20 protein-coding genes and 2 riboswitches are annotated in these 22208 nt (G+C 72.0%); of the genes, 8 read left to right on the top strand and 12 right to left on the bottom strand.

Going from position 1 to position 22208, the window contains the following annotated elements; genetic code table 11:
• Positions 1-42: 42 nt before the first annotated feature.
• Positions 43-152, top strand: a riboswitch (TPP riboswitch).
• Positions 144-1760, top strand: coding sequence for a phosphomethylpyrimidine synthase ThiC (thiC, locus tag HFP48_RS20645; RefSeq protein WP_006938227.1), 1617 nt, complete (start codon positions 144-146; stop codon positions 1758-1760). (Overlaps the previous riboswitch by 9 nt.)
• Positions 1757-2599 carry a bifunctional hydroxymethylpyrimidine kinase/phosphomethylpyrimidine kinase gene (gene thiD, locus HFP48_RS20650; RefSeq protein WP_006938226.1) on the top strand — a complete coding sequence of 281 codons (843 nt, stop codon included), beginning with the start codon at positions 1757-1759 and terminating at the stop codon, positions 2597-2599. Before thiC ends, thiD begins: the two co-directional genes overlap by 4 nt.
• On the opposite strand, the gene HFP48_RS20655 is transcribed toward thiD, so the two are convergent.
• The 5 genes from HFP48_RS20655 to HFP48_RS20675 all read right to left on the bottom strand — a co-directional run bounded on the left by HFP48_RS20655 (position 2571) and on the right by HFP48_RS20675 (position 7211).
• The gene (locus HFP48_RS20655) at positions 2571-3401 is read right to left on the bottom strand and encodes an adenylate/guanylate cyclase domain-containing protein (RefSeq protein ID WP_168579940.1); all 831 of its coding nucleotides are present in this window, start codon (positions 3399-3401) and stop codon (positions 2571-2573) included. The genes thiD and HFP48_RS20655 overlap by 29 nt on opposite strands.
• Positions 3394-4854: a M28 family peptidase gene (locus HFP48_RS20660; RefSeq protein ID WP_185712937.1), complete on the bottom strand. Its 1461-nt coding sequence runs from the start codon at positions 4852-4854 to the stop codon at positions 3394-3396. Before HFP48_RS20660 ends, HFP48_RS20655 begins: the two co-directional genes overlap by 8 nt.
• Before the next feature lie 13 nt (positions 4855-4867).
• Positions 4868-5677: an ABC transporter permease gene (locus HFP48_RS20665; protein WP_050035671.1), complete on the bottom strand. Its 810-nt coding sequence runs from the start codon at positions 5675-5677 to the stop codon at positions 4868-4870.
• Entirely contained in the window at positions 5674-6618 is a 945-nt protein-coding gene (locus HFP48_RS20670) for an ABC transporter ATP-binding protein (protein WP_006938220.1), read from the bottom strand. The genes HFP48_RS20665 and HFP48_RS20670 overlap by 4 nt, the downstream gene beginning before the upstream one ends.
• Positions 6619-6689: 71 nt before the next feature.
• Entirely contained in the window at positions 6690-7211 is a 522-nt protein-coding gene (locus HFP48_RS20675) for an XRE family transcriptional regulator (protein ID WP_006938219.1), read from the bottom strand.
• Positions 7212-7359: 148 nt separating this feature from the next.
• On the opposite strand from HFP48_RS20675, the gene HFP48_RS20680 reads away from it, so the two are divergent.
• Both HFP48_RS20680 and HFP48_RS20685 read left to right on the top strand, forming a co-directional pair.
• Positions 7360-8145 (top strand): aldolase, encoded by a 786-nt coding sequence (locus HFP48_RS20680; protein ID WP_006938218.1) that lies wholly within the window; start codon positions 7360-7362, stop codon positions 8143-8145.
• 65 nt (positions 8146-8210) lie between these two features.
• Entirely contained in the window at positions 8211-9092 is an 882-nt protein-coding gene (locus HFP48_RS20685; RefSeq protein WP_006938217.1) for a dihydrodipicolinate synthase family protein, read from the top strand.
• Positions 9093-9171: 79 nt separating this feature from the next.
• Here HFP48_RS20685 and HFP48_RS20690 read toward each other — a convergent pair whose 3' ends face one another.
• From HFP48_RS20690 to thiO, 3 genes are all read right to left on the bottom strand, one after another.
• Positions 9172-9966, bottom strand: a complete 795-nt coding sequence (locus tag HFP48_RS20690) for a thiazole synthase (RefSeq protein ID WP_006938216.1) — start codon at positions 9964-9966, stop codon at positions 9172-9174.
• Positions 9959-10174, bottom strand: a complete 216-nt coding sequence (thiS, locus tag HFP48_RS20695; RefSeq protein ID WP_029545344.1) for a sulfur carrier protein ThiS — start codon at positions 10172-10174, stop codon at positions 9959-9961. Before thiS ends, HFP48_RS20690 begins: the two co-directional genes overlap by 8 nt.
• Complete coding sequence (gene thiO, locus HFP48_RS20700; protein ID WP_006938214.1) at positions 10171-11235, bottom strand: glycine oxidase ThiO; 1065 nt, start codon at positions 11233-11235, stop codon at positions 10171-10173. The genes thiS and thiO overlap by 4 nt, the downstream gene beginning before the upstream one ends.
• Positions 11235-11347: riboswitch (TPP riboswitch) on the bottom strand. Its footprint overlaps the gene before it by 1 nt.
• Before the next feature lie 26 nt (positions 11348-11373).
• On the opposite strand from thiO, the gene thiE reads away from it, so the two are divergent.
• The gene (gene thiE, locus HFP48_RS20705; protein ID WP_006938213.1) at positions 11374-12063 is read left to right on the top strand and encodes a thiamine phosphate synthase; all 690 of its coding nucleotides are present in this window, start codon (positions 11374-11376) and stop codon (positions 12061-12063) included.
• A 65-nt stretch (positions 12064-12128) separates the two neighbouring features.
• Here thiE and HFP48_RS20710 read toward each other — a convergent pair whose 3' ends face one another.
• Positions 12129-12980 carry an NUDIX hydrolase gene (locus HFP48_RS20710; RefSeq protein WP_006938212.1) on the bottom strand — a complete coding sequence of 284 codons (852 nt, stop codon included), beginning with the start codon at positions 12978-12980 and terminating at the stop codon, positions 12129-12131.
• Positions 12981-13108: 128 nt separating this feature from the next.
• Between HFP48_RS20710 and HFP48_RS20715 the strand changes: the two genes are divergently transcribed.
• Genes HFP48_RS20715 through HFP48_RS20725 form a run of 3 tightly spaced genes read left to right on the top strand, consistent with a single transcriptional unit; the run spans position 13109 to position 17768 of the window.
• Positions 13109-14470, top strand: coding sequence for a hypothetical protein (locus HFP48_RS20715; RefSeq protein ID WP_006938198.1), 1362 nt, complete (start codon positions 13109-13111; stop codon positions 14468-14470).
• On the top strand, positions 14467-15432 hold the full coding sequence (locus HFP48_RS20720) for a glutamate ABC transporter substrate-binding protein (RefSeq protein ID WP_029545345.1): 966 nt from the start codon (positions 14467-14469) through the stop codon (positions 15430-15432). Before HFP48_RS20715 ends, HFP48_RS20720 begins: the two co-directional genes overlap by 4 nt.
• An 8-nt stretch (positions 15433-15440) precedes the next feature.
• Complete coding sequence (locus HFP48_RS20725; protein WP_029545346.1) at positions 15441-17768, top strand: serine/threonine-protein kinase; 2328 nt, start codon at positions 15441-15443, stop codon at positions 17766-17768.
• Positions 17769-17849: 81 nt separating this feature from the next.
• On the opposite strand, the gene HFP48_RS20730 is transcribed toward HFP48_RS20725, so the two are convergent.
• The 3 genes from HFP48_RS20730 to pta form a co-directional block, all read right to left on the bottom strand.
• Entirely contained in the window at positions 17850-18719 is an 870-nt protein-coding gene (locus HFP48_RS20730; RefSeq protein WP_065922264.1) for a DUF559 domain-containing protein, read from the bottom strand.
• A gap of 146 nt (positions 18720-18865) precedes the next feature.
• Complete coding sequence (locus HFP48_RS20735; RefSeq protein ID WP_006938194.1) at positions 18866-20065, bottom strand: acetate kinase; 1200 nt, start codon at positions 20063-20065, stop codon at positions 18866-18868.
• Positions 20062-22146: a phosphate acetyltransferase gene (gene pta, locus HFP48_RS20740; RefSeq protein ID WP_006938193.1), complete on the bottom strand. Its 2085-nt coding sequence runs from the start codon at positions 22144-22146 to the stop codon at positions 20062-20064. The genes HFP48_RS20735 and pta overlap by 4 nt, the downstream gene beginning before the upstream one ends.
• Positions 22147-22208 lie beyond the last annotated feature (62 nt).

A 22208-nucleotide genomic window follows, 5' to 3' on the forward strand; every position in this document is an offset into this window, starting at 1 on the left:
TCCTGCCCCCGGCACGGTGCTGCGCTATGGTGGCACCGCACATCGCAACCACACGGGAGCTCGCACCAGCGGGCTGAGAGGACGGCTCGGGGCCGTCGACCGTAGAACCTGACCGGGTAATTCCGGCGTAGGGAGATCATCTCGTGAGCACAGCTGTATCCGGCTCGTCCGCGTCCGGCGCGGGCGCCGTCACCACCGGCCCCATCGAGGGCAGCACCAAGCACTACGTCGCCGTGCCCGGGGAACCGGGGATGTCGGTCCCGGTACGCCGGGTCCACCTGACCACCGGCGAGCACCACGACCTGTACGACACGTCCGGGCCGTACACCGAGTCCGACGTCGTGGTCGACCTGGCCGCGGGCCTGCCGGCACTGCGGGCCGGGTGGCCGCGGCACCCGGGCACGCAGCTCGCCGCCGCCCGTGCGGGCGTCGTCACCCCGGAGATGCGCTATTGCGCCGCCCGGGAGGGCGTACCCGCCGAGACGGTCCGCGCCGAGGTCGCCGCCGGCCGGGCCGTGATCCCGGCGAACCACCGCCACCCCGAGCTCGAGCCGATGGTCATCGGCAAGGCGTTCGGGGTGAAGGTCAACGCGAACATCGGCAACAGCGCGGTGACCTCCTCGATCGCCGAGGAGGTCGACAAGATGGTGTGGGCGACCCGGTGGGGGGCCGACACCGTCATGGACCTGTCCACCGGCCCGCGCATCCACGAGACCCGCGAGTGGATCCTGCGCAACTCGCCGGTGCCCGTCGGCACGGTGCCGATCTACCAGGCCGTCGAGCAGGCCGGTGGCGATCCGGCCGCGCTGACCTGGGAGATGTACCGCGACACCGTGATCGAACAGTGCGAGCAGGGCGTCGACTACATGACCGTCCACGCCGGGGTGCTGCTGCGGCACATCCCGCTCACCGCGCACCGGGTGACCGGCATCGTCTCGCGCGGCGGCGCCATCATGGCCGCATGGTGCCTGGCGCACCATCGGGAGTCGTTCCTGTACACACACTTCGCCGAGCTGTGCGAGATCCTGCAGCGCTACGACGTGACGATCTCCCTCGGCGACGGCCTGCGTCCCGGCTCCGTCGCCGACGCCAACGACGCCGCCCAGTTCGCCGAGCTGCGCACGCTCGGGGAACTCACCCGCGTCGCGAAGTCGCACGGCGTCCAGGTGCTGATCGAGGGTCCCGGACACGTGCCGATGCACCTGATCGAGGAGAACGTGCGGCTCGAGGAGGAGCTGTGCGAGGAGGCCCCCTTCTACACCCTCGGGCCGCTCACCACCGACATCGCTCCCGCCTACGACCACATCACCTCGGCGATCGGCGCCGCGATGATCGCCCGGGCCGGCACCGCGATGCTCTGCTACGTCACGCCGAAGGAGCACCTGGGCCTGCCCGATCGGGACGACGTCAAGACCGGGGTGATCGCGTACAGGATCGCCGCCCACGCGGCGGATCTCGCCAAGGGCCACCCGCGCGCCCGGGAACGCGACGACGCGCTCTCCCGCGCCCGGTTCGAGTTCCGGTGGCACGACCAGTTCGCGTTGTCCCTCGACCCGGACACCGCCCGCGCGTTCCACGACGAGACGCTGCCGGCGGAGCCGGCCAAGAAGGCCCACTTCTGCTCGATGTGCGGCCCGAAGTTCTGCTCGATGCGGATCTCCGCGGACGTGCGGGCCGGGCTGGCCGGCAAGGCCGCCGAATTCGCCGGCGCGGGTGGCCAGGTCTACGTCCCGATCGAATCGGTAGGGTCGCAGCCGTGAAGCTGCTGCCCCTGGCCCCGAAGGGCCGAACCCCGGTCCGTGCCCTCACCATCGCCGGAACCGACTCGGGTGGCGGGGCCGGCATCCAGGCCGACTCGCGCACCATGGCGATGTGCGGCGTGCACGCCTGCGTCGCCGTCGCGGCCGTGACCGTGCAGAACTCCGTGGGCGTCAGCGGCTTTCACGAGATCCCGCCCGAGACGGTGGCCGCGCAGGTGCGGTGCGTGGTGGAGGACATCGGGGTCTCGGGCGCCAAGACCGGCATGCTCGCCTCCACCGGGATCATCGAGGCGGTCGCCGCGGTGTGCGCGGAGGTCGGCATCGGCCGCGATCGGCCGGTGCCGCTCGTGGTCGACCCGGTGTGCGCGTCGATGCACGGCGATCCCCTGCTGCACGCGGAGGCTCTCGACGCGGTGCGGCACACCCTGATACCGCAGGCCACGGTGGTCACGCCGAACCTCGACGAGGTGCGGCTGATCACCGGCATCGAGGTGGTCGACGACGCCTCCGCGCGACGCGCCGCCGAGGCGCTGCACGGCCTCGGCGCGCAGTGGGCGATCGTCAAGGGCGGGCACCTGCGCACCTCCGACGTCAGCACCGACCTGCTGTTCGACGGGGACCGGTTCCTCGAGTTCACCAGCCCCCGCATCGACACCGGCAACGATCACGGCGGCGGCGACACGCTCGCCGCGGCGATCGCGTCGGCCCTCGCCCACGGGTGGTCGGTGCCCGAGGCCGTGGAGTTCGGCAAGGAGTGGGTCACCCGGTGCCTGGAGTGGTCGTACGACCTCGGCGCCGGGCACGGCCCGGTCAACCCCCTGTGGCGACTGCAGTCCTGATCCGCCAGATCCCGAGTTCGGGCGGTACACCCTTGGGGGCCGACGCGAACAGCCCGCGCCGGTGCGGGCGCACCTCGAGGCCGAGCGTGTCGACGGCACCGGCCGGCAGTGCGTCGAGCGTCGCGGAGGACACCACCACGTGCCCGTTCCCGGCGAGCTCCATCATGCGGGCCGCGACGGTGACGTCGACGCCCAGCCAGTCGCTGCCGATCCGCCGGGGCCGACCGGTGTGCGCGCCGACCCGGATCCGCGGCCGGTAGCCGTCCGCGGTCACCGCCGTCAGGGCGGCGCGGGCCGCGAAGATCGCGTCCAGCGCCCGTTCCGGCCGGTCGAACACCACCATCAGACCGTCGCCGAGCCGCTTGACGACGGTGCCGCCGCGGTCCGTGAACGCCGGCTCCAGCGCCCGGGCGACGCGCCGCAGCAGGTCGAGGGTGGCGACGTCGCCCGCGGCGAGGGACCACGTCGAGAACCCCACGAGGTCGGTGAAGACCACGGTGACCTCCCGGTCGCCGCGGCCGGCGCCGGCGCGTTCGAGCAGCGCCTGCCAGGCCTGCAGCGCGCCGAATCCGAGTTCGTGCACCGCGCTCGGTTGGTCGACGTCGCGCCACCGTCCGGCCAGCCGGGCGACGGCCTGCGGCCCGCTGGTCCCGGCGGTGGACAGCGGATCGCCGAACCCGGGATCGCCGGGGAGCGCGCGTCGCAGCCGCCGGGCCAGCCGGACCAGCTCGGGCCGCCGGTCCACGGCCGAGAACCGGTCCGCGAGGCGACGACCGAAGCCCGGGGCCGGCGTCTCATCCATCGGAGCGGACCTCGGCGCGCTGCGGCCCGACGGGAACCCCGTCCGGTCCCGTGACGGTCCGCGCATACGTGCCCACCCCGTACCCGACGGCCGAGGCGGCGACGGCGAGCGCGGCCCGGTCGATGTTGGCGAGCGTGTCCTGCGGGCTGTGGTAGTTCGGGTCGAACGGCGCGTCGCCGGTGCCGCCCCACTTGCCCGCCTGCTCCGGGGTCTTGCGGTCGTCGGCACCGGAGAACACGCCCCCGGAGGGGATGCCCGCGTCGACGAACGGCCCGTAGTCGGAGCGGCCGTCGAAGTCGGTGCCGTCCGCGGCGACGCCCCGCGACGTCAGGTAGCCCAGGAAGGTGCGCTCGATGCCGGCCGAGCCTTCCGGTCCCGGTCCGGCGCCCACCGCGTCGGAGTCGTCGCCGTCGTAGACGAGGTAGCCGGGATTCGGCGACCCGAGCATGTCGAAGTTCAGGTACAGGGCGATGTCCTCGCGGGCGGCGTCGTCCAGGGAGGCCACATAGTCGGTGGAGCCGACCAGCCCGACCTCCTCGGCGCCCCAGAACGCGAACCGCACCGCGTTGGTGACACCCGGGTCGCTGCCGAGCTGCAGGGCCGTCTCGAGCACCGCGGCGACGCCGGTGCCGTTGTCGTTGATGCCCGGTCCCTCCGGGACGCTGTCGAGGTGGGCGCCGACGACGACCACGTCGTCGGTCGAGCCCGTGGTGGTCTGCGCGAGCACGTTGCGCGAGCGCACGCTGTCGACGCGGGTGTCGAGGACGAGGGTCACCGTGGTGGGTGCGGCGGCGAGCGCGCGGCCGTCGGCGCCGCTGATCCCCGCGGCGGGCACGAGGTCGTTGCCCTCCTCGCCGAGGGTGGCGCCGGCGAGCGCACCGTCCTCGTTGTTGGCGACGAGGAGCGCCGCCGCACCGCGTTCGGCCGCGACCTGCTGCTTGACGAAGAACGGGCACACCCCGCGCGTGACGAGCACGACGGCGCCGGAGACGTCGAGACCGTCGTAGTCGGAGGCCTCGCACCCGGGCGTGTCGTCGGCGGGCACCGGCACGAGCCGGGCGGTGAGTCCGTCCGGACCGGTGGACGGCGAGAACTCGAGGGCCCGGACCGGCACCGGCGCGCCGGCGACGGTCAGGGTCTCGGTCTCCACGTCGAAACTGCGGACGTCGAACTCCGGGGTCTGCACGTCGAATCCCGCGTCGCGCAACCGGCCGGCGACGTAGTCGACGCTCGCGTCGTAGCCGGCGGTGCCCACGGCGCGGTTGCCGTCGTGCTCGGTGGCGATGCGTTCGAGTTCCGTGAGGTGGCCGACCACCGCGTCGATTCCCACGGCCCCCGCCAGCGCGGCCGGGTCCACCGGCGGCGGCGCCGGCGGCTCCTCCGAGCATGCCGCCACCAGCAGCACGATCGCCGCGACGGCGCCCCCGGCCCGTACCCGCGCTCCCCGGTTCATCCGCCGAGAATACTCACGCGTCGCGCCGGTTCACCACGACCAGCGCGGCCGCGAACACCACGGCGACGAACACCGCGAAGTACACCAGCGAACCCCACGGCCCCCAGTGGAAGTCGATGCCCTGCTCGCTGCCGAGGAAGTGGTTGGCATTGGCGAACGGCAGGAAGGGCTGCACCTGCCGGCCGAACGAACCGAACAGCGCGAACAGCGACTCGATCAGCAGCGGCCACAGCAGCAGCAGCGCGATGGTGCCGGCGGACTGGCGCAACAGCGCCCCCACCGCGACGGCGAGCACCGCGCACAGCAGCGCGTAGATCGCGACGCCGTAGATCGACCGCCACGCATCGTCGCCCTCGAGCACCAGGTCCCGCCCGGCCTCCGGGCCGGCGAGGGCCTTGGCGAGATAGAACGAGGCGAGGGCCAGCACGCCGGTCAGTACCGCGCCGAACACCCCGATCAGCAGCGCCTTGACGACGAGGACGGCGCTGCGGTTCGGCATGGCCTGGAACGTGGTACGGATGACCCCGAACCGGTACTCGCTGGTCACCGACAGCGCCGCGAGGATCATCAGCACGAGCACGCCGAAGCCGGCGACGCCGCTGACCGCGACGTCGACGGTCGGGTAGAACCGGCCGACCTCCTCGTCGACGGACATGCTCGCCTTGGACGCGGCGCCGAGGATCGCCGCGAGGCCGAGGCCCAGCGCGACGATCACGACGGTGCACCACCACGGCGACTGGGTGGAGGTCAGTTTGATCCGTTCCGCCTTGACGGTGTCCACGACCACGCTCGTCGTGCCGGCGTTGTCCACGGCCACGCTCATCGCAGCTCCCCCTTCATCGGCTGCACAGCCGGGCCCCCGGCCACGGCTCCCTGGTACTGCACGTCGTCTCCGGTCAGTTTCATGAACGCCTCCTCGAGCGACGCGTTCTGGCCCGCCAGTTCGTGCAGCACCACCGAGTGCGCAGCTGCGACCTCACCCACCTGCGCGGTGGTGACGCCGCTGACGATCAGCGCGCCCTCGTCGTCCCGGACGGTGTGGCCCTGCCCGGTCAGTGCCGTCCGCAGCGTGTCGAGCTGTGGGCTGCGCACCCGCACCGTCGCCTCCGACGCCCGCTCGACGAACTCCGCGACGGACGTGTCCGCGATGAGCCGGCCCCGGCCGATCACCAGCAGGTGGTCGGCGGTCTGCGCCATCTCCGACAGCAGGTGGCTCGACACGAGCACGGTGCGGCCCTCCGTCGCGAGGGCCTGCATGAACCGCCGGATCCACACGATGCCCTCGGGGTCGAGGCCGTTGACGGGCTCGTCGAACAGCAGCACCTTCGGGTCGCCGAGCAGGGCACCGGCCAGTCCGAGCCGCTGCGACATGCCGAGCGAGAAACCGCCCGCGCGCTTGTCGGCCACCTCGGTCAGGCCGACGAGCGCGAGCACCTCCTCGACCCGCGAGTTCGGCAGGCCGTTGGACGCGGCGAGCCAGCGCAGGTGTGCCCGCGCCGACCGGTTCGGGTGTACCCAGCGCGCGTCGAGCAGCGCCCCGACGGTCCGCAGCGGCCGCTTCAGCTGCCGGTAGGGGACGCCGTCGATCAGCGCGGTCCCGGCGGTGGGCCGGTCGAGGCCGAGGATCATCCGCATCGTCGTGGATTTCCCGGCGCCGTTGGGGCCGAGGAATCCGGTGACGATCCCCGGCCGGACCGTGAACGTCACATCGTCGACGGCGACGGTGGAACCGAAGGTCTTCGTCAGTCCGGTCACTTCGATCATGACCCACAGCCTGCCCGATTCGGGCGGATCGCGCCGCGCGGGGTCGCCCTACGGTCCTGCAGGCGTCTCGATCAGTGGTTGTCGTTGCATGCGACGACGAGGACCTCGGCGTCCACCGGGCCGGTGCTGCGGAGCCGATGATCGAGGGAGGCGTCGAAGTAGGCGCAGTCGCCGGCGTCCAGGGTGACGATCGTCCCCCCGTGGTCGAGTTCGATCGATCCGGAGACGACGAACACGAACTCCTGGCCGCTGTGCTCGGGGTGCGGGTCGTCGGCGAAGTCGCGTCCGGGCCGGACGACGAACGGGGACATCGCTTTCCCCAGCATTCCCGCGGCGACGGGGTGGTAGCGGTCCGCCCCGGCCCGGGCGGGGGCGCGCTCGATCGTCATCCGCGAACGCGACGCGTCGTCCGCGAACAGCTGCCCGACGTCGACGTCGAGGGCGCGGGCGATCCTCATCGCCACCGCGATCGACGGTGTGCTGCGCTCGCGCTCGATCTTGGACAGGTAGCTCTTGGTCAACCCGGTCTGCGCCGCGAGGGCCTCGAGCGTGAGCCCCCGCTCCTTGCGTAACGCTCGCACCAGCGCGGTCACGGCCCCGTCCTTCCGTCGTCACCCCTCACACGGCGAGTCTACAAAGTGTCCTGTCGAGGGCTCTCCCGACGAAAGTAGTTGTACATGACACAAAGTGTCCTATAGTCTCCCTCGTGTCCACCACAGTCGAGATCGAGGAGGCCGATCGATGTCCGGGACGTTCACCGCTACGAAAGCGGAGTTGATGCACCAGGCCCAGGCCCGCATGCGGACCCACCTTGCGGAGTCCGGCTGGACGACGCGCCAGAAGCTCGCCCTGACCTGCCGAATCCTGTTCGACGCCGGGCACGACTCCGGCCTGGCGGGCCAGATCACCGCCCGCGCCGAAGAACCGGGGACCTACTACACCCAGCAGCTGGGCCTCGGGTTCGACGAGATCACCGAGGACAACCTGCTGTTGGTCGACGAGGATCTCCAGGTTCTCGACGGCTCCGGGATGGCCAATCCCGCCAACCGGTTCCACAGCTGGATCTACCGCGCGCGCCCCGACGTGCAGTGCATCGTCCACACCCATCCGTTCCATGTCGCCGCACTGTCCATGCTCGAAGTCCCGCTCGTGGTGTCCCAGATGGACATCGCGCCGCTCTACGACGACTGCGCCTTCCTCCCCGCCTGGCCGGGCGTGCCGGTCGGCAACGAGGAAGGCGAGATCATCACTGCCGCGCTCGGTTCGAAGAAGGCGATCCTCCTGGCCCACCACGGCCACGTCGTCGCCGGGGCCGGCATCGAGGAGGCGTGCTCGCTCGCCGTGCTGATCGAACGCGGCGCCGAGCTGCAACTCGCCGCCATGGCGGCCGGCACGATCGCCGAACTTCCGGACCGGCTCGCGCGGGAGGCGCACGACTGGACCCTCACCCCGAAACGCAGCCAGGCCAACTTCGCCTACTACGCACGTCGCGCCCTGGCCCGGCACCCGGACGCGATCGCCGGCTGAGCGCCCACCGGCCCCCGGCGAGGTTGCTCGCCCCTGCTTTCACGAGACGAAAAGGATTCTCTGCCTTGACCACACTGGAAGGCATCATCGCCTACCCGATCACCCCGTTCACCTCCGGCGCCGATGCGACGGTCGACACCGGCGCGCTCACCGCGCTCGTCGACCGTCTCGTCGGGGACGGTGTGCACGCCGTCGCCCCACTCGGCAGTACCGGCGAGAGCGCCTATCTCACCGAGAAGGAGTTCGACACCGTTCTCGACACCACGATCGCCGCCGTCGCCGGCCGCGTCCCCGTCGTCGTCGGAGTGTCCGACCTGACGACGGCGAACACCGTCCGCCGGGCCCGTCGCGCGCAGACGGCGGGCGCCTCGGCCGTCATGGTGCTCCCCGTGTCGTACTGGAAGCTCACCGATCGCGAGATCGCCTGCCACTACGCCGCCGTCGGTGCGGCGATCGACATTCCCGTCATGGCGTACAACAACCCCGCCACCAGCGGCATCGACATGAGCCCGGAACTGCTGGTGTCGATGTTCGACACCATCGACAACCTCACCATGGTCAAGGAGTCCACCGGCGATCTGTCCCGGATGCAGCGCATCGCCGAGCTCAGCGAGGGCCGCCTGCCGTTCTACAACGGCAGCAACCCGCTCGTGCTCGAGGCGCTGAGGGCCGGGGCGTCCGGCTGGTGCACCGCCGCGCCGTGCCTGCGGCCCGAGCCGTGTCTCGCGCTGTACACGGCCGTCGAGGACGGCGACCTCGCCCGCGCTCAGGCCCTGTACGCCGAACTGCGGCCCCTGCTCGAGTTCATCGTCGCCGGCGGCCTCCCCACCACGATCAAGGCGGGCCTCGGCATCCTCGGCTCGGACGTCGGGGATCCCCGAGCGCCGCTGCTGCCCCTCGAACCCGAGGGAAGAGCCACCCTCGCACGGCTGCTCTCCGCCGCCTGACGGCGCGTGTGGTGCCGCGGCCCGTGCGGCACCACACGCACGTCGAGCGACCACCCGGTCACCGTTCCCTCGGGTCGCCCTACGGTTCGAGCGGCGAGGAGGCCTGCGCCCAGAACCGCTTCGGGATGCGGCCCGCGTGCCGGGCCCGGAAGCCCGCCTCGACGGCGTGCCGCATCGCCGACGCCATGAGCGCCGGGTCCTTCGCCCGCGTCACCGCGGTCGCCAGCAGCACCGCGTCGCACCCGAGTTCCATCGCGAGCGCGGCGTCCGAGGCGGTGCCGATGCCGGCGTCGAGGATCACCGGCACCCCGGCGGCCTCGACGATCATCTCGATGTGGTGCGGGTTGGCGATGCCCAGTCCGGTCCCGATCGGCGAGCCGAGCGGCATCACGGCGGCGCAGCCGACGTCCTCGAGCCGTCGCGCCAGCACCGGATCGTCCGTGGTGTAGGGCAGCACGACGAACCCGTCGTCGACGAGCTGCTCGGCGGCGGAGACGAGTTCGATCGCGTCGGGCAGCAGGGTGCGTTCGTCGGCGATGACCTCGAGCTTGACCCAGTCCGTCCCGAGGGCCTCGCGCCCGAGTCGGGCGGTGAGCACCGCCTCGGCGGCGCCGCGGCAGCCGGCGGTGTTGGGCAGCGGCGCGATGCCGAGGCGGCGCAGCAGATCGAGCACGCCGGTCCCGGACGCCGCGTCCACGCGGCGCATCGCCACGGTGGTCAGCTCGGTGCCGGAGGCGACGAGCGCCTCCTCGAGCACCGCGAGGTTGGCGGCCCCACCGGTGCCGGTGATGAGCCGCGACGAGAAGGTCCGCCCGGCGATCGTCAGCGGCGGCAGGTCGTGGCCGGGGTCGCGGCCGGTGTTGTGCTCAGCCACCCTGCACCGCCGTGAGAACCTCGATCTGCCAGCCCTTTTCGACGCGTTCGGACCAGCGCCCCCGCGGGAACACGGCACCGTCCACGGCGACGGCGACGCCCTTGTCGGGCAGACCGAGTTCACTGAGCAGTTCGGCCATCGTCGGCGCCTGCGCGAACCAGCGCTCCTCCCCGTTGACCGTGACACCCACCGTCGGCGCACCGTTCATGACCTTTTCCCCTTCGAAAATCGTTGTGGATCAGCATGTTTCGAGACAGCGAGGGGTTCGTCCGCGAGCTCCGCGACCACCGCGTCCGCGGTGACCGGGGTCAGCAGCACCCCGTTGCGGCCATGCCCGGTCGCGGCGATCACCCGTTCGGACAGCCGGCCGATGAGCGGCAGATTGTCCGGGCTCATGGGCCGCAGCCCGGCGCTCGCCTCGTGCAGTTCGTACTCGCCGATCGCCGGGAACAGCGCCTCGGCGTCGGCGATCAGGTCCCGCACCCCCGCGACGGTGACCTGCGTGTCGTCGGCCTCGTACTGGGTCGCGCCCACGACGAGGCCGTCCGCGCGCGGCACCAGGTATGCCGGCCGGCCGTGCACACTGCCGCGGACCGTCCGGTGCGGGGCGGGCGCCGCACCCGGGCGGGTCCGCAACCGCAGGATCTCCCCCTTGACCGGCCGCACCGGCAAGCCCGGCCACAGGCGGGCCGACGCCGCGCCCGCCGCGAGCACCACCCGGTCGGCGTCCAGGTCCGCGACGTCGCGCACCGGCACATCGACGAAGGCCACACCGGCCTCGGCGACGGCCCGCCGCAGCGCATCGACGAGGATCCGGTTGTCCACGGCCAGCTCGTCCGGGGCCAGCAGGCCCAGGCGGATGCGCGGCCCCAGCGACGGCTCGAGCTCGCGCACCTCGGCGCGACCGAGCACGCGCATCTCGTGCCCCTGAGCCGAGACCCACTCGGCGATCGTGCGCAGATCGGCCGCGTCGGCCGCGTCCAGCGCGACGGTCAGCGACGCGTCGGCGGTGAACAGGTCCAGTCCGGTCTCCCGCAACAGCTCGGCGCCGAACTCCGGCCAGCGGGCCAGCGACGCCGCGCCCAGTTCGAGGACGTGTTCCTCCCCCGGCCAGCCCTCCGACAACGGTGCCAGCATCCCGCCGGCCACCCACGACGCCCCCGCCCCCGGGGACGGGTCGTGCACGGTCACGGTCCAGCCGGCACGGGCCGCGCGCCACGCGATCGACAGCCCGATCACGCCTCCGCCGACGACGGATACGGTTCCCACAGTTCGTCCACCTCACTCCCTGCGCCGGCATGATCCGGTTCAGGTGCTGACGGTCGGGGCCGGCAGGCCCCCTCTCAGCCCCGCGATCCCCGGGACTCCCGTGTCGATTCGTTCAGTGCAGAGACTACCGTCTTCGCCGTGACTACCTACCGCGGCAACCATCCCGCCCCCCGGGAACGCCTCGCGCAGGCCCGGCTCTACCTGTGCACCGACGCCCGTCGCGACACCGGAGACCTGGCCCGATTCGCGGAGGAGGCCCTCGCGGGCGGAGTCGACATCGTCCAGCTCCGCGACAAGGGTTCGGCGGGCGAGAAGAAGTTCGGCCCGCTCGAGGCCCGCGAGGAACTCGCGGCACTCGAGGTGCTGGCGGCGGCGTGCCGCCGGCACGGTGCGCTGCTGGCCGTCAACGACCGTGCCGACATCGCGCTCGCCGCGGGCGCCGACATCCTGCACCTGGGTCAGGGCGACCTGCCGGTGCGGTACGCCCGGCAGATCCTCGGCGAGGAGATCGTGATCGGCCGGTCCACCGGCAGCCGCGCGCAGGCGAGCCTGTCCGACATCGAGGAGGGCGTCGACTACTTCGCCCACGGGCCGGTGTGGTCCACCCCCACCAAGCCGGGGCGCACCCCGGCGGGACTCGAGGTACTGCGGGAGGTGGCCCGGTCGCAGCCGCAGCGGCCGTGGTTCGCGATCGGCGGCATCGACGCCGAGCGGCTGCCCGAGGTGCTCGCCGCCGGCGCCACCCGCATCGCGGTGGTCCGGGCCATCACCGCGGCACCGAATCCGCGGGCCGCGGCGGCGGCGCTGAAAGCCGCGCTGCCCGGCTGACCGTCCGCTGGAGCCGGCCAGCCGTCCGGCAGTCCGCTGGAGCCGGCCCGCCGGCCGGCAGTCCGCTAGAGCCAGCCCAGGACCGTCGACGGCGACAGGGTCGGCACGTCCCCGGGCAGCCGGGCGCGCAGTCCCCGGTCGGCCGTCACCACCACGGTGAGCACCTGGTCCAGCACGGCCGACGTGCCCGTCGCCAGGGAGGCCAGCTCGTCGTCCCCGCTGCCGACGGCGGTGTGCACCGGGGTCCGGTCGTCGTGGATCACCGCCGCGCGGGCCTGCCCCTCGAGGACCGCCTCGATGCGGCTCACCCAGCCGAAACACCCGTCGGGCAGCTCGACGGTGCGGGGCAACGCCTCCGCCAGCTCCGCGAGCAGTCGTGCGGTGGCGCCCGGGCGGTCACGCCACCAGCCTGTCGGCCGCGACCCGAGGACGTTGGCGGTGTCGAGCAGCATCCGCACCGCACGGGTCCGCAGGTCCGGCCAGGCCGCCGCGAACCCGGTGTGCAGCGGCATGGTCTCGACGTCGGCCTCCGGCACCCAGCGCAGTTCGGTGCTCTCCCCGTTGAGGGTCGTCTCCATCGGGCTCGGGGTGTCCGCGACGACCGTCGTGTACGTCCACCCCCCGGCCACCCCGGAGGTGACCCGCTCGGTGCGCACGCTCAGCGCCGCCGGGTCGATCCCGGTCTCCTCGTTCGCTTCCCGCACGGCCGCGGCGACGGGACTCTCGTCGCTGTCGCGGGCGCCGCCGGGTAGCGCCCACGTGCCGCCCTGATGGCTCCACGCCGCGCGGTGCTGCAGCAACACGGCCGGCGTGCCGTCGGGCAGCGGCGCGCGCAGCAGCAGTCCGGCCGCGCCGAATCTGCCCCACCGGCGATCACCGTCGGGTCCCACGGCCCAGCCGTCCCCGTCACCTCGCATCGCGTCCGCCTCCCTGCCGCCCGACCGCCGACCGCGAGCCGGGCGTCCACCGTCCTCGGACGGCAACAACATCCCGTTACTGCTTATATGCTCGCCACACACAGTGCCACATCGGAAGGGGTGCTCTCGTGGACGTGCGCGTGACCCCCACGCTCGGTGCGGTGGGGAGTCGCCTCCAGCGTAACGACGTGCCGGCCGCCGCGACCGCCCACGCCGGCCCCTCCGACGAGGTGCGCGACCTGCTGCGCTCCACCCCCGCCAAGCTCGTCACCCTCGGTGTGCTGCTCGCCGTGCTCCTCCTCGTCTCCGGGGTCGCGGCGGGCCAGACGGTCACCGGCCGCAAGGCCACCCACGATCGGTTGCTCGCCACCACCGAACCGCTCGCCGATGCCGCACAGAACCTCTACAGCGCACTGTCGGTCGCGGACGCGGCGGCCGCCACCGGCTTCATCTCCGGCGGCATCGAGCCGAAGGAGGTCCGCGACCGCTACGCCCAGGCCGTCGGCGAGGCGTCCGCCCAGCTCGTCGCCGCCGCCGGCGGGATTCCCACCGGCGACCGTGCGGGCACCCGGCTGCTGTCCGGCATCGCCGAACGCCTCACCGTGTACACGGGCCTGGTCGAGACGGCGCGGGCGAACAACCGCGTCGGCAACCCGGTGGGTGCCGCCTATCTCGGCGAGGCGTCAAACCTGATGCAGTCGGCGCTGCTGCCGATGGCGCAGGAGCTGTACACGCAGAGCGTCTCGGCGGTCTCGTCGACGCAGCGCGCGTCGGTGCAGCCACCGTGGACGTCGATCGGTCTGCTGCTGGTGACGGTCGTCGCGCTCACCGCGGTGCACGTCATCATCTCCCGGATCAGCCGTCGCACCCTCAATCCCGGTCTGCTGCTGTCGATCGCGGCGACGGGAATCCTGCTGTGCTGGTTGCTCGTGGCCGGACTGATCTCGTCGAGCGCGACCGAGCGGGCGATCGTGCACGGGGCCGAGCCGCTCGGGGTGTTCACCGACAGCCGCATCCTCGCGCAGCAGGCACGCACCGCGGAGACCCTGCAGCTCGTGCGCCGCGACGCCACCGGCGAGTACGACGCGACGTTCGACCAGAGCATGTCCCGGCTCGGCGAGCTGCTCGCCGGGTATGCGTCCGGCGAGGAGGTGGAGATCGTCACCGATCCCGCCGTGCGTGCCGCCGAGGCACGCACCGCATGGCTGGCGTCGCACAATCGCATGCAGGCCGCGCTCGACCGCGGGGACTTCCCGGCCGCCGCGATCCTCGCGACCGGTCCCGGTCCCGACGAGGCCGTCGCCCAGTTCGCCACCCTCGACCGCGCCCTCGAACGCGGCATCGACCTCGCCCGCGCCGAACTGCGCGGCAACGAGGACCGCGCCGCGCAGACCCTGTCCGCGCTCGCCCCCGCCACGACGGCGTTGACGGGGCTGGCGCTGCTCGGCATCGTCGTCGGGCTGTGGCCGCGCCTGCGGGAGTACCGGTGAACGTGCGTCGTCTCGTCGCCGCGACGGTCGTCGCCGTCGCCGCATTCACGGGCGGCTGCGCGACCTCACCGCCGGAGATCCTCGCCGACCCGGACCCGTCCTACACAGAGCCGCCCCTGCCGGAACGCGCCACCGTCGCGCCCAGTGCGGCGCCCGTCCCCCCGGAACCGGACTGCGGCGACCCCACCGCCGGTCTGCGTCCCGACGGCGCGACGACCGGACCGACCCTCGACGCGATCCGGGCGCGCGGCCGGCTCGTCGTCGGGCTCGACACCGGCAGCAACCTGATGAGCTTCCGGGATCCGGCGACCGGCCGGATCACCGGATTCGACGTGGACGTCGCGCGGGAGATCGCGCGGGACCTGCTCGGCAGCCCGGACCTGCTCGACTTCCGGATCCTCAGTTCCGCGGACCGCGAGCAGGCGCTGCAGGACTCCACCGTCGACATCGTCGCCAAGACGATGACGATCACGTGTGCCCGCCGCGAACGGGTCGACTTCTCCACCGTCTACTTCCGGGCCCAGCAGCGCGTCCTGGTGGTCAAGGGGTCCGACGTCCGCGACGTCGCCGACCTGGCGGGCCGGCGGGTGTGTGTCGTGCAGGGAACCACGTCGCTCGACCGCCTCCGGCGGCTGCAGCCGTCCGCGGCGATCCTCACCGTCCCGACGTGGGCGGACTGCCTCGTGGTGCTGCAGCAGCGTCAGGTGGACGCGGTGAGCACCGACGACACGATCCTCGCCGGCCTCGCCTCGCAGGATCCGTACCTCGAGCTGGTCGGGACGTCGATCGGCAGCGAGCCGTACGGCATCGGCATCGCCAAGGGCCGCGAGGACCTGGTGCGGTTCGTCAACGGCACCCTCGAGCGGATCCGTCGCGACGGGACGTGGACGCAGCTCTACAACCGCTGGCTCCTCGTCCTCGGACCCGCCCCGGCGCCGCCGACCCCGACGTACGTGGACTGAGAGGCCGCATGTCCGACACCGAACACGACCCGGGCGCGGCGACGCAGCGCAGTGCCCCGCCGGACGGCGGGCCCGCCACCGAGCGCAGCGCCGCGCCGGAGACGGGACCCGCGACGCAGCGCAGCGCCCCGCCGGAAACCGCACCCGCCGCCCAGCGCAGCGCCCCCTCCCGGGGCAGCGTCCCGTCGCAGCGGTCGTCGCGGCGGTCCCGGCCGCGCGTGCCCTCGCGGCGGCGCCTCGCCGGGCTCGTGGACATCCCGGTCCCCGCACCCGTCGACCCGGCCTCCGTGGTGCTCCCGGATCCGCACGTGGCCGAGGGCAAGCGGTTCTGCTGGAAGTGCGGCAAGCCGGTCGGCCGCAGCACGCCGAACGGACCGGGCCCCACCTCCGGGCGCTGCCCCTCGTGCGGCACCCCGTTCGAGTTCGTCCCGATGCTGCCGCCCGGCGCCATCGTCGGCGGGCAGTACGAGGTGCAGGGCTGCCTCGCGCACGGCGGGCTGGGCTGGATCTACCTCGCCGTCGACCGGAACGTCAGCGACCGGTGGGTCGTGCTCAAGGGCCTGCTGCACTCGGGCGACGCCGAGGCGCAGGCCGTCGCCGTCGCCGAGAAGCAGTTCCTCGCCGAGGTGACGCACCCGAGCATCGTGAAGATCTTCAACTTCATCGAGCACCCGCGCCCGGACGGCACCCCGATGGGCTACATCGTCATGGAATACGTGGGCGGGCATTCGCTGCGCGAGGTGCTCGACAGCTGTCCCGAGCCGGCCCGGATGCCCGTCGAACAGGCCATCGCGTACGTCCTCGAGATCATGCCGGCGCTGAGCTACCTGCACTCGATCGGACTCGTCTACAACGACCTCAAGCCCGAGAACATCATGGTCACCGAGGAGCAGCTCAAGCTCATCGACCTCGGGGCCGTCACCGGCGTCGAGGACTACGGCTACCTGTACGGCACGCCCGGCTACCAGGCGCCGGAGATCGTGCGCACGGGCCCGACCGTCGCCACCGACATCTACACCGTCGGCCGGACCCTGGCCGTGCTCACCCTCGACATGCCGTGGCAGCAGGGCCGCCTGGCCGACGGCCTGCCCACCCCCGAGAAGGCACCGCTGCTGGCGGAGTACGAGTCGTACCACCGGCTGCTGCTGCGGGCGACCGACGCCGATCCGCAGCAGCGGTTCCGGTCGGCCGACGAGATGGCGAGCCAGCTGACGGGGGTCCTGCGGGAGATCCTGTCGCAGCAGACCGGCGAGGAGCATCCCGGCCTGTCGTCGGTCTTCAGCCGCCAGCGGACGACGTTCGGGACGGACGAGGCCGTCGGACGCACGGATTCGATCGTCGACGGCGTCGCGCGGGACGAGAACCTCTCGGCCCGCGACGTGGCGGCGGCGCTACCGGTGCCGCTGCTCGACCCCAACGATCCGAGCGCCGCGCTGCTCGCCGCCGCGGTGCACAGCGAGCCCCAGCAGACCCTCGACTCGCTGCGGCACGCGCGCGACAACGGGCTCGAACGCGTCGTCGGCACCGCGGACGTCTCGTTCTCCCGCGAGATCACCCTCGCGGAGGTGCGCGCCCATCTCGACCTGGGCCACGGCACCCGCGCCGCGGAGATCCTGCGCAAGCTCGAACGCGACCTCGGCGCGGACTGGCGCATCGACTGGTACGCCGGGCTGGCCGAACTCGTCAACGGCGAATTCGAGTCCTCCTTCGGCAGATTCGAGAAGGTACTCGCGGCAATGCCCGGCGAGACCGCACCCAAGCTGGCGCTCGCCGCAACCGCGGAACTCATTCTGCAGCACTGGGAGAGCGACGATCCCGAGGCCTGGCGCCGATTCTGCGAGAGCTACTACCGCACCGTGTGGCGCACCGACCACAACGTGGTCAGCGCGGCGTTCGGCCTCGCCCGGCAGCTCACCCGCCGCGGCGACCGGGCCGGTGCGATCGCGGCGCTCGACCAGGTGCCTGCGAGTTCCCGGCACCACGCCGTCGCCCGCATGACCACGGTGCTGATCCTGTTGCACGACAGGCCGATCGACGAACTCGAGGAAGCCGACCTGCGCGAGGCCGCGCGCCGGGTGGGGACGTTGTCGCCCGACGAGAGCCGGTTCCTGCAGATGCGCACCCTGGTGCTGTCGACGGCGCTCGACTGGGTGCGCGCCGGCCACTCCGCCCGCCGCGAACTCGACCCGATCCTCGACGTCCCCTTCACCGAGAAGGGACTTCGCGCCGGCACCGAGTCCGGCCTGCGCGCCCTCGCCCGCAACGCCCCCGCCCGCACGCACCGCTACACCCTCGTCGACCTGGCCAACGCCATCCGCCCCCGCAGCATCCTGTAGCCCGTCTCCGCGCCGAACGTTGAAGGGGTCGTTATGAAGACATCGGGCGAGTAGCACTCCCGACAACCGCCCCCTCGCGCGTCACCAACGGGCACCAGCCGCGTCCAAAGCTCGGCGGACACGTTCGACAACGATGTGCGGCCGTTCCCTGAGGAGCACGGCGCCCACCCGCACAACTCTCCAACCGTTCTCCTCGAGGACCGCATATCGATCGATGTCCCGCGCTCGCTGCCGCCGGTCCGTCCAGTGGTGCTCGCCGTCGTATTCGACGATCACCTTCCACCGTCCCCATCCCATGTCCGCTCTCGCCAGGAATCGTCCGGAGCCGTCTCGGATGATCAGCTGCGTTTCGGGCGCAGGCAGCCCGTGTCGAACGAGCAGGAGGCGAGTTCGCGTTTCGGGTGGAGACTCGGCTCCACCGTCGACGACGGCCAGCACGCGCCGGAGCTGTGCCACGCCCCTGGCGGCTCCGCGACTTGCCGCCACGTCGAATACGTCCGTCACCGGCAACCCCGTGGCGTTGCACAGGGCGTCCAGGGTTTCCACGGCGTGGTCGAAGCCGAGCGCGCGACCGAGATCGAACGCGGTGCGTGCCGGGGTCGTGACAATCAAGCCGCCGATCGTGCATACCTCGTGTGCGGCCAGGTCGGCCTTCCGCACGAGGATTGCCTTGGGCGCCCGCACGTGAGCACCGAACGCCAACTCTGGGGGCACTTCGTCGTCGATCCATCTGGTGCCGTGCACCGCCGCGGCCGACATGCCGGCAAGTACGCCTTTCCGTCCCGACCACAGCCACGCCGCGTGCGCACGGCCGACCGCGTCGAGCACGGTGCCCTTCGATACGTACACATTGCGATGGATGCGATCGAACCGGCAGCGCAGATCGTGAGCAGTGACCCGGCCCGAAGCCACAGCTTCCGTGCCGAGGAAGGGTCGACCGGAGAAAGTCATGCGCGCAGCATGCTGGTCGCGCCGCGGCCGGGAAAGCCCGCTCACGCCACTCTGTGGACAACTCGGAGCTGTCCACAGGTACCACCTCGAGGGGGCGGCCTTCGGGAGTGGCACCTGTACGATGTCGCGCCCTCGCCCCCTTCGGCCTACACCAGCGCCGCGGCCGCCCGCGCGATGGCGAGCTCCTCGTTGGTCGGGATCACGAGGATCTCCACCTGCGACGTGTCCGCCGAGATGCGCCGCTCGCCGCGTGCGGAGGCGGCGTTGCGGGTCTCGTCGACGGCGATGCCGAGACGCTCGAGGCCGGCGAGGGCGTCGCGGCGGACGTCGACGTTGTTCTCTCCCACCCCGCCGGTGAACACGACGACGTCGACGCCGCCCAGTTCGACGAGATACGCGCCGAGGTACTTGCGCAGGCGGTGCACGTAGACGTCGTAGGCGAGCTTCGCGTCCTCGGAGCCCTCGGCGACGAGCCGCAGCAGGGCGCGGAAGTCGTTGACCCCTGAGAGGCCCTTGAGCCCGGAGCGCCGGTTGAGCAGATCGTCGATGGAATCGACGTCCATCCCGGCGCTGCGGTTGAGGTGCAGCAGCACGCCGGGATCGATGTCGCCGCACCGGGTTCCCATGACGAGTCCTTCGAGCGGGGTCAACCCCATGGACGTGTCGACGGGCCGGCCGCCGGCGATCGCGGAGGCCGACGCACCGTTGCCGAGGTGCAGCACGATCTGGTTCAGTTCCGACAGTTCACGTCCGAGGAACCGGGCGGCGCGCTCGGACACGTACTGGTGCGACGTCCCGTGGAAGCCGTACCGCCGGATGCCGTGCGCCCGGGCGACGTCCCGGTCGATCGCGTAGGTGGCGGCCGCGGCGGGCAGTGCGTGGAAGAACGCGGTGTCGAACACCCCGACGTGCGGAATGCCGGGCAGTTCCTCCCGCGCGACCTCCATGCCGATGACGTTCGCCGGATTGTGCAGCGGCGCAAGAACGGCCAGTTCCTTCACGGTGCGCACCACGTCGTCGTCGACGAGGGTCGGCTCGTGGAACACCTCGCCGCCGTGTACGAGGCGATGGCCGACGGCGATGATGCCGGCCTCGCGCAGGGGGCGGCCCAGCGCCTCCACCCAGTCGAGGACGATCCGCAGTCCGGCGCGGTGGTTCTCGATGGGACCGACGTGTTCCTCGGTGCCGGTGGTGTGGTGGAACACGACCCTGCCCTCGGGCTCACCGATCCGCTCGATGAGCCCGTGCGCCACCGAGTCTCCGGTCTCGGGGTGGACGAGCTGGAACTTGATCGACGACGAGCCGGAGTTGAGCACCAGCACGGTGCCGTCCGTCTGGGAGCTCATTCGCCGGCCTCCTGCGCCTGGATGGCGGTGATCGCCACCGTGTTCACGATGTCCTGGATCAGCGCCCCACGCGACAGGTCGTTGACGGGCTTGCGCAGGCCCTGCAGGACCGGACCGACGGCCACGGCTCCGGCGCTGCGCTGCACGGCCTTGTAGGTGTTGTTGCCGGTGTTGAGGTCCGGGAAGATGAACACGGTCGCCCGGCCGGCGACCTCCGAGTCGGGAAGCTTGGCGCTGGCCACCGACGGTTCGATCGCGGCGTCGTACTGGATCGGTCCCTCCACCGGCAGGTCCGGCCGGCGCTCGCGCACCAGGGCGGTGGCGGCGCGGACCTTGTCGACGTCGACGCCCGAACCGGACTCGCCGGTCGAGTAGGACAGCATCGCGACGCGCGGTTCGATGCCGAAGCGGGCGGCGGTGGCGGCGGAGGAGATCGCGATGTCGGCGAGCTGATCGCTGGTGGGATCGGGCACCACCGCGCAGTCACCGTAGGCGAGCACCCGGTCCGACAGGCACATGAGGAAGATGCTCGACACCGTGGACACGCCGGGTTCGGTCTTGATGATCTCGAAGGACGGCCGGATGGTGTGCGCGGTGGTGTGCGCGGCACCGGAGACCATGCCGTCGGCGACGCCGAGGTGCACCATCATCGTGCCGAAGTACGAAATGTCGCTCATGATCTCGCGGGCGCGTTCGATCGTCATCCCCTTGTGGGCACGCAGCCGGGCATACTCCTCGGCGAACGGCTCGGCGTGTTCGGACGACCTGGGATCCAGCACGGTCGCCGCACTCAGGTCCACCCCGAGTTCGGCCGCCCGGCGCCGCACCTGCGTCTCGTCGCCGAGGATCGTCAGGTCGGCGATCTTGCGTTGCAGGACGCGGCCCGCCGCGCGCAGGATCCGGTCGTCGTCGCCTTCGGGCAGCACGATGTGCCGGCGCTGACGGCGGGCCCAGTCGATGAGCTGGTACTCGAACATCTGCGGGGTCGTGACGGACGGCCGGGGCACGTCGAGGCGGCTCAGCAACCGATCCGTGTCCACGTGCTGTTCCATCAGCGCGACGGCGGTGTCGATCTTGCGGTGCGCGCCGAGCGCCATGCGGCCGCGCGTCCGGTCGGCGGCCGACGCGGTGTCGAACGTCCCCAGGGTGGTCGTCAGGATCGGCAGGCTGGGCCTGAGTCCGGCGACGAGTTGCGCCATCGCCGGGTGCGGCAGGAGCCCACCGTTCATGATGATGCCGGCCAGCGACGGAAATCCTTCGGCGGCATTGGCATTCACAAGGGCGAGGAGCACGTCGGAGCGGTCGGCGGGGGCGATCACCACGACCCCCTCGGTGATGCGTTCGAGGATGTGTTCGGCGGTCATGCCGCCGACCATGACGCGCAGCGCCTCGCGGTGCAGCAGCTCGGGATCGCCGCTGTAGAGTTCGCCGTCGATCGCGGTCAGCAGTTCGCCCATGGTCGGCGCGACGAGGATCGGCACCTCCGGCAGCGTCCACAGCGGCACACCCCGGTCCCCGACGGCCGCGGCGATCTCGTCGAGCCGGTCGGAGGGACAGCGGTTGACGACGATTCCGGTCAGGTGGGCGTGCTGGGCGGCGAGTTCGGCCGTGCACACGCTGGTCAGTTGCGCCACCTCGTCGGGGGTGCGCCGGGAGCCGCGCAACACGAGCAGAACGGGCGCGTCGAGATTCGCGGCGATGCGCGCGTTGTAGCCGAGCTCGCTGGGGTTGGCGATCTCGGTGTAGTCGCTGCCGACGATGACGACGGCGTCGCACCGGTCCGCGACGGCGTGGTACTTGACGACGATCTCGCTGAGGGCGGCCTCGGGATCGGCATGCACGTCGTCGTAGGTGGCGCCGACGCACTCGTCGTAGTCGAGGTCGACGGTGATGCGTTCGAGGAGCAGTTCGAGGATGTAGTCGGTGTCGCCGTCGGAGCGGGCGATGGGGCGGAAGACGCCGACCCGGGCGGCGGAGGCACACAGCGCCTGGAGCAGGCCGAGCGCGACGGTGGACTTGCCGGTGTCGCCCTCCGGCGCAGCGATGTAGATACTCGACACGGACTCGGCGGCGGCGCTCATGGCTCACACCCTAACGCTGCGCCGGTGCGTCCTCTGGGCGGTGGGAGCAACCCAAAAGACGC

This window comes from Rhodococcus sp. DMU1 (assembly GCF_012272955.1).
Lineage (GTDB): Bacteria > Actinomycetota > Actinomycetes > Mycobacteriales > Mycobacteriaceae > Rhodococcus > Rhodococcus aetherivorans.